We start from the raw sequence: 7,105 nt of genomic DNA, 5'->3' as shown, positions 1-7,105 counted from the left end.
CCGGCGCCCGCCCGGGCGGGCGCCGGCGAGGACGGTGGCGGGCCGGCGAGGAGCGGCACCCGCACGGTGGCTGCAGGGGACGGCTGCGGCCGGACGTTGTCCCCCCGCGGTGCCCCTAGGTTCTAGGGCACGTATTCGGTCGTGATCAATCTGCACGATTCACCTTCGCGGCGAGTCCTGATCCGGTAGACCGTGATGCGTGACGCGAGCGCAACTGACGGATGCTGAGTGGGTGTTGATCGAGCCGTACCTGCCGATCGGCGAGTACGGCCCGTACCCGGAGCGGCTGCGACAGCAGTTCGAGGGCGTGATCTGGCGATTCCGGACGGGCGGGCAGTGGCGGGAGATACCGACGGAGTTCGGTGCTTGGTCGACCGTCTCCAATCGGTTCCGGCAGTGGAGGGACGGCGCGCCGGGCCAGTAGCGTGTCCGGCGCTGCGTCCGGCACTCGGCAGCGTGCGTGCTAGACGCCGGTGTCCCCCTGGTCCTCGCTGGCTGTCGGCGGCACGTGGTCGGCGCCCGGGGTCTGGCGGCGCAGCTGCCGGTGGTGCCAGTAGGCGCGCCACCAGGCCAGCTGGTGCGCTGACTCCTGCGGGATGAGGGACTGGATGGCGACGACGACCAGGCCCAGGGCGAAGCAGCCGAAGGCGGCGGCGGTCAGCCACCACGGCGCGCCGGCCAGGGTCAGCACCATGGTGGCGATGCCTCCGGCGATGGCCGTGGTCAGAGGTCGGTGGGCGGGCTGCATTGCGAGGTCTCCCCCTGCCGGGCGGGCACACGGGCTGGTGCGCGCGAACGTCGGGATCCGGCTCGTGCTCGGATCTGCGTCCACTTTCAGGGAAGGGGGGAAAAGTCGGAGTCGCGAGGGGCTTTGTGGGTGTCACATGTGGTCTCTGTACTGGTCGGATGCGCGCTGCCACGCCTGCTGGACGGAGTGATCCAAGAGCTGGCGGCTTCGCTGGTGGGCCGTGCTGGCAAGCCACTGCACCAAGTGGGCGGGGGTGGCGGTGAGGAGTTCGCCAGCCACCGATTGCCGCGGCCATGGCAAGGTGGTCTGGGTCTCTGTGAACTCGGATCCGATGTACATGCCGTCTCGGCGTCTGGCGTGTTTGCCGAACCGCATGACGAGGCTCCGGAATTCAGTGGCATTGCTCCGGGCTTCCCGGAGGCGCTCCAGCCGCTCGTCATCGAGCCCGCCGTCTTTGAAGGCATCGATGACGGCGTTCATGTCCTTCAGGGTGGTGGCGCGGTCCTGCGCCACGATTGTGCGCTGCTGTTGGGGGGTGATGAGGCCGAAGGCGTATGCCTGGTCGGCGGACAGGCCCAGCAGGATGGGGACAGTGGCCTCCTCGGCACTCTCGTGGTTCCAGTCGATGAGCACGGCTTCGATGAAGCCGGTGATCTGGTCGGGGCGCAGGCCGGCGGCTGCGGTGGTCAGCGCTTCGATGCTGGGCACCGGCTCCCAGTGGGGCTGGCCTGGACGGCGCTGCAGGGGCCAGACGGCCCACCGGTTCTTGTAGGGGAAGGCCAACACTTTGCCCTCGGCCACCCAGGTCGCGAGCGGCCCGGGCAACTGCCCTGCGGCGGACAGGTCCGATGTACGGGCGTGCCAGGCGGCTGGTCTGCGCAGCAGCCATCCGGGCGTGCCCATCACGCGTTCAGCACGGTCGGCATCCCGGCCGTCGGTCAGCCATTCCTCGAAGTCCTCCAGCTCGGTCTTGCGCAAGGCCCGCCATACCGCGGCTCCGCCGCGTCCCGCCCGGTTGGGCGCGGGTGCCGAGAACGCCTGCCGTGCGTACGGAGACGCGGCGGTGGTTCGGATGGTCTGCCGGAACAGGGGGTGACACTGCTCCCACTGGTCGTAGAGCAGTTGTTCGTTCGCCTCGGCTCCGGGTTCGGTGAGCATACGGTGGGCGAGACGCGTGACGGCCTGGAAGCGGTCCGGGGAGTGCCAGGCCACCTCCTCGGCCAGGAGATCCGCCGCCCGGCACAGACGCCGCTGGGCATCGTCGAGCGGGGGCGCTTGAGTTCGCCGCTTCCTGCGAGCATCGATGATCATGGCCTCGATCAGGAGGTCCCTCTCCGGCTCGGTACTGCTCTCGGCTGTCGCCAGGAGCCACAGCTCGAGCGCCGCCCGGTGGCGCAGCACCGGGAACAGGCCGTTCAGGAAGTCGTCAGTGAAGGACTCGGCGACCGCGATGGCGGTCATCACCGCGTCGGTCAGCATCCGACCCTGGTAGTCGCGGTGGGCGCGCTCGTACTGGCCGGGCAGCTTCAGCGAGACGGCGCGGGCCCGTTCCAGCAGGTCGGAGGGGGCGCGCAGCCGCAGGATCCCTCCCTCCTTCGGCCCCCGCCGCCGACGCGGCGGCGGTGGGTAGCGCAGCACGGTGGAGATATGGGTGAGCCGGGCCTCGGGCTCGCACTGCTCCTGGGCTTCGACATGGTCCGCGAGCAGTCGGCGCACCGCCGCGTCCCGCGAGATCCCCCACCGTGCCCTGATCGCGGCCAGGGCCTCGAGAGCGCAGAACGGCAGCCGGACGTTGGTCTCCTTGTGGTCAGGCACCCGGCCAGTCTCGGGGACGGCGTGGCGTGGCCGAGACAGCAGCCCGAAGTTGAGCATCCCTGACCAGGTCGTGGCCGGCAGTGGGGATGGGATGCCGTCGGGGGTATCAGTCGCTGCTCTGGGCCCACCGCAAACGGTTCTCCTGCGGGTTGGCGCGGGGCTGGGGCGCGAGCGCGCCGGTGAGCGTACTGCCGGGGTGTAGGTGTGGACGGCGGTCTTGCGGCCGGTGCTGGGGGCGCACCACGATGGGGATTTCGTTGCGTGAGAGGGGATTGACGATGGGTGATGAGAACAAGGGTGGGGCGCAGGACGGCGGTGGCGGTGCCCACGCCAAGCCGGGCGGTCCGCAGATCGGGCCCAAGCCCAGTCCGGATGGTCAGAACCCCGCGCCGGAACCCAAGCACAAGTGAGCATCGACCAGGCGGGGCCTGACGTCGGGGTGGGTGCCCGGCAGGCGCTCGCCGACCGGCTCGCGGGTGCCGGCGCGCTGGACACCCGGTGGCGTGCGGCATTCGAGGCCGTTCCGCGGCATCTCTTCCTGCCGGCGGTGTACTGGGAGTTCGTCGACGGCGACGCGGTGCTGCGTGATCGCGGCGCGGACCCGGACGGGTGGCTGGCCGGCGCCTACCGGGACACCCCGGCCATCACGCAGTGGGACGACGGCGAGAAGGCCTGCGGGCAGCGGGACTTCACCTCAAGCCTGAGCATGCCGACGATGGTGGCCCTGATGCTTGGTGACCTCGACGTCGAGGACGGTCACCGGGTCCGGGAGGTCGGCACCGGGCCGGGATTCAACGCCGCTCTCCTGGCACACCGTCTCGGTGCGGACCGGGTGGTGAGCATCGAGATCGACAAGTCGGTGGCCGACCTCGCGCGGGCGAACCTGGCAACCGCGGGCCTAGGAGGGGTGCGGGTCCTGGTCGGGGACGGCGCCGACGCCGCAGTCGGCGCCGGCGGGCGGGCCGACCGGCTGGTCGCCACCTGCTCGAGCCTGGTCACAGGCGTGCCCACCGCCTGGCTCGGGCAGACCGCACCCGGCGGGCTGATCGTCGCCCCGACGGCGGCCCTGTTCGGCGGCGGCGCCGTCGCCCGTCTCCGGGTCGCCGACAACGGCCACGGCGCGAGCGGGCGGTTCACCGGTCCCTCGGACTTCATGCGAATGCGCCAGCAGCGCTACCAGGCGCCGCCCGTGGACGCCTACCTGCCCGGCGACTGGCCGGGCGACGCACTGGCGTCGGTCACCGGCCTGGACCCGGAGGCCATCGGGTCCTCCTGGCTCGCGCAGTTCGCCATCGGCACCCGCCTGCCAGACGTGTACTACCGGCGCGCACCGTACGGGTCCATGGTGACCTGGTGGTTCTTCGACACCGCCGTCACCTCCTGGGCGACGGTCGACTCCGTCCCCGGCGCGGATGAGTTCGAGGTACGCCAGAGCGGGCCGCGGCGCCTGTGGGACGAGATCCACGCCGCCCGGAGCGCCTGGGACAAGGCCGGGCAACCCGACTACAAGCGGTTCGGGCTGACCGTGACCCACACCGGCGAGCGCACCGTGTGGCTCGACGACCCGGACCACCGCTGGAGCCCGCCCACCGGCTGACCCCGACACGGCGCAGCCCTCCGCCGGTGCCGGGAGTCCGCCCGGGGCTGGATGTGTCAAAGGCGCAGCAGCGCGTCGATGAACTCGTGGACGAGCGGGTCGAGCACGGCCTTGAGCACGGCCTGCGCGATGGGTTCGGCAGCAGGGTGTCGGCAGGCGGTTCGCAGCGCACGGGTGGTGCGGTGGAGGACGTTCTTCACACAGTGCACGGAGTGCTCCCGGAGGTCTGCCCGGCGCTGGTGCCGGGCGGTTGGAAGCACTCCACCTGCCGGAAAAGGTTTCGGCGATGGCCGGTCGGCGCCGAACGGCACGAATCGGCACCTCGAACGGGGGTCAACTAGTGTTCGGCCGGGGTTCGGACCGAACGGGGGGCGTGGTGGAACCGGGCGAGAAGGCGCAGCGGCTGGGTGACGAACTGTTGGCGCTGTGGAAGGCCTCGGGCTGGAGCATGCGGCAGCTCATCGATCAAGGGGGGAAGCAGACGCCGCCGGTGGTGTTCTCGAAGGCGTCTTTGAGTGGCTGGTTCGCGGGCAAGGTGGTGCCGTCCAGGGAGCCCACGTTCAAGGTGCTGGTCGAGCTGTTGCAGGCGCGCGCCGTGAGGCGGGGGCACCCCCACAGGTCGGTCAACGGATACTGGGTGGACCTGCGGCATAAGGCCTGGGAGGAACGGCGTCCGCGGGGTGCTGTACGTGGATCACGGGGTCCTGACACCGAGGTGGGGCCGGGCTCGGCGAACGGTGGCACCGGGACTGGCCAGGCCTCGCTGCGGGCGAAGCGGCTGCGGGCCCTGCGGACGGGGCCGCTGGAGGAGACCTTCTGCGCTGTGGCGGAGGCCGTACGGGCTCTGCACAAGCGTTTCGAGCGGTTCATGGATGCGGCGGTCGCTCTGGAGTGCGAGGAGGATCCCGAATCCCGGCGCAGGCACGGCAACGTCGAGTGGCTGAAGGGCGGTGTCGAGGAGGCGCGCCAGTGGCGGGAGAGCACCCGGTCGATGGTGGTTGCCATGCGGCGGGAGCTGGGGGATTGCCTTGGCGCGGTGGAGTTCAGGGTTCCGACCGCCGTCCAGCAGCAGCTGGACCCGTTGCGAATGTACGCGCAAGCACTCGAGGAGATCGCCGACTACCGCCCCCTCCCTCTGTATGACCAAGGGGAGTACCTGCGCAGCGTGGGCCGTCGGATGACCGCCGAGGCGGTGCTGGACGGGTTCGACGAAGCCTGGCAGGCCTTCCGCGAGTCGGCCACCTGGGTACAACCCCCGTCCCCACCCGAGGCAGAACCGGTGCGCTGACCCGGGGGCCAGGCCGGTCCGCCCGAGGCCAGGGCTGTGAGACGGCGGCTGTGCCTGCGCCACTCGCGGGGGTTCCTGCGGCGCGGTGTCCGGCGGCCTTGCCAGCAACGGGGAGTGACTGGTAGTCACTTGTTGTTGATCAAGAGGATGCGTTCTGACGGGGAGGGGCCTCGATGAGCCCGCGTGTGGAGTCCTGGGTCCGGCCCATCGCCGCGGCGATGGCGGTGGCGGTGGCGGGCTGCAGCAGCGGCTCGGCCGGGGCCGGGACGGCGGCGAGCGGGAACGGGCAGGCGCCGCCACCGGCCGGTGCGTCGGCGGGGCCGGGCAACGCCGGCGACGGCAAGGACCTGACCCGGGCGGGGACCATCGTGGTGGTCTACTGCCGCACCGTGACCGGCGGCGGACCGGCGGACACGGTCAAAGCGCTGGGCGTGGTGGCGCTGTCCACCGCCGACGGCAAGCCCGCCGCCCACCGTGAGGCCCAACTGCCCAAGGGGGCCGACCCCGGGACGCTCTGCCGCGACTACGACACCCGCCCGGGCGCCGCCGGCGCCCTGCGCGCGGCGTTCAACGCCGACTACTCCCTGGTGGCCGGCCGACTGCCCGGACCCGGCGGCGCGGGCACCGTCGCCACCGCCTTCACCCTACAAGCCCAGAGCGCGGCCGTCCCCGCTCCCAGCGGTGACGCCTACGCCTCCTCGCCCAAGGACACCATGCCGCTCTTCCAGGGCGGGACCTCCACCCTCTGGTACGCGACCGGCGACCAGCGCATCATGAGCCGGGACCTGGCGAAGCAGGACGGCGCGAAGGAGCGCGGCGCCTCCTTGCGCGGCCCGTTCGCCCTGCAGGGCGACCAGCCGTGGCCGCGCTACCCCATGTTGAGCGAGCCGCACGAGGTGGTGATCAACCCGTCCGGCACCATGGCCGCGGCCCCCGACGGGGCCCAGCCGGGCATCTGGCGCATGGACGCGCCCCCCGCCCCGTTCGGCGACCGCTACGTCGATCCGGCGCGGCTCGGCCGGGAGGCCTACGGGAAGAAGAGCCTCCCCGGGACGAACACGGTTCCCGACGGCTGCCGGCCCGCTGTCTGGCCCGACGACCACACCCTCATCTGCTCGGCGAAGACCAACCTCTACCGGATCCGCTTCGATACGGCCTTCACCAAGGCCGAGACGGTGGAGCGTCTCCTGCCCGAGACCGACCGCAAGTGCCGCGATGTCGTCCTCGCCCCGGACGGCAAGGCCATCGCCTTCCTGTCCGAACAAGGCACCACCACCGACCTCTACCGCCTCGACCTCACCCCCGGGGCCACCCCACAAATGGTCACGGGCGTGCAGTCGGCGGCCGTCAAGGCTCAGGGCGACCCGCAGCTGGTCACCTGGCAGTAACCCGCCCGCGGCCGGGACGAGGCGTTCACCCGCACCACCAGCCCGCCCCGGCCCCCGCTCCCCTGGTCACGCACATCGCCTTCCGGGCAGCGCCCACGACCCGGGGCACCCCCGACACCGCAGCCGCCCGCGGGGGACGCACACCGCCCGCTGGCCACGACGGCCCGTCACGGGCGTTGCCGCCGGGCCCGGAACAACCGCCCGGCCACATACGCCGCGCGCCCCGGCCGTCCCACAGCGCCCGCCCCGCGCGGGCCGGGGCCGGCGCC

At 71.9% G+C, this 7,105-nt stretch carries 6 protein-coding genes and 1 pseudogene; 4 read left to right on the top strand and 3 right to left on the bottom strand.

What is annotated here, in order from left to right:
* Positions 1-199: 199 nt before the first annotated feature.
* Positions 200-406 (top strand): annotated as a pseudogene (locus tag ACWEQL_RS39520) (transposase); the annotation flags it as partial.
* 57 nt (positions 407-463) lie between these two features.
* On the opposite strand, the gene ACWEQL_RS39515 reads toward ACWEQL_RS39520, so the two are convergent.
* Together ACWEQL_RS39515 and ACWEQL_RS39510 are read right to left on the bottom strand one after the other, a co-directional pair.
* Complete coding sequence (locus ACWEQL_RS39515) at positions 464-748, bottom strand: hypothetical protein (RefSeq protein WP_452155964.1); 285 nt, start codon at positions 746-748, stop codon at positions 464-466.
* A 132-nt stretch (positions 749-880) separates the two neighbouring features.
* Positions 881-2,563, bottom strand: a complete 1,683-nt coding sequence (locus ACWEQL_RS39510) for a hypothetical protein (RefSeq protein ID WP_452155962.1) — start codon at positions 2,561-2,563, stop codon at positions 881-883.
* A gap of 406 nt (positions 2,564-2,969) precedes the next feature.
* Here ACWEQL_RS39510 and ACWEQL_RS39505 point away from each other — a divergent pair, with 406 nt between their 5' ends.
* Complete coding sequence (locus ACWEQL_RS39505) at positions 2,970-4,160, top strand: methyltransferase domain-containing protein (RefSeq protein WP_452155960.1); 1,191 nt, start codon at positions 2,970-2,972, stop codon at positions 4,158-4,160.
* A 56-nt stretch (positions 4,161-4,216) separates the two neighbouring features.
* Here ACWEQL_RS39505 and ACWEQL_RS39500 read toward each other — a convergent pair whose 3' ends face one another.
* A complete protein-coding gene (locus tag ACWEQL_RS39500; protein ID WP_452155958.1) occupies positions 4,217-4,369 on the bottom strand; it encodes a hypothetical protein in 153 nt (50 codons plus the stop codon).
* A 167-nt stretch (positions 4,370-4,536) separates the two neighbouring features.
* On the opposite strand from ACWEQL_RS39500, the gene ACWEQL_RS39495 reads away from it, so the two are divergent.
* Positions 4,537-5,448, top strand: coding sequence for a hypothetical protein (locus ACWEQL_RS39495; protein ID WP_452155956.1), 912 nt, complete (start codon positions 4,537-4,539; stop codon positions 5,446-5,448).
* 173 nt (positions 5,449-5,621) lie between these two features.
* Positions 5,622-6,836, top strand: a complete 1,215-nt coding sequence (locus ACWEQL_RS39490; RefSeq protein ID WP_452155954.1) for a TolB family protein — start codon at positions 5,622-5,624, stop codon at positions 6,834-6,836.
* Positions 6,837-7,105 lie beyond the last annotated feature (269 nt).

Source organism: Kitasatospora sp. NPDC004240, assembly GCF_053603215.1.
The sequence above is the reverse complement of the archived record's forward strand: the minus strand, read 5'-3'. Positions and strand labels throughout refer to the sequence as shown.

Bases quoted from the DNA above. Each gene is read 5' to 3' on its own strand.
- ACWEQL_RS39515 (WP_452155964.1), bottom strand. From the start codon at position 748: ATGCAGCCCGCCCACCGACCTCTGACCACGGCCATCGCCGGAGGCATC.
- ACWEQL_RS39490 (WP_452155954.1), top strand. From the start codon at position 5,622: ATGAGCCCGCGTGTGGAGTCCTGGGTCCGGCCCATCGCCGCGGCGATG.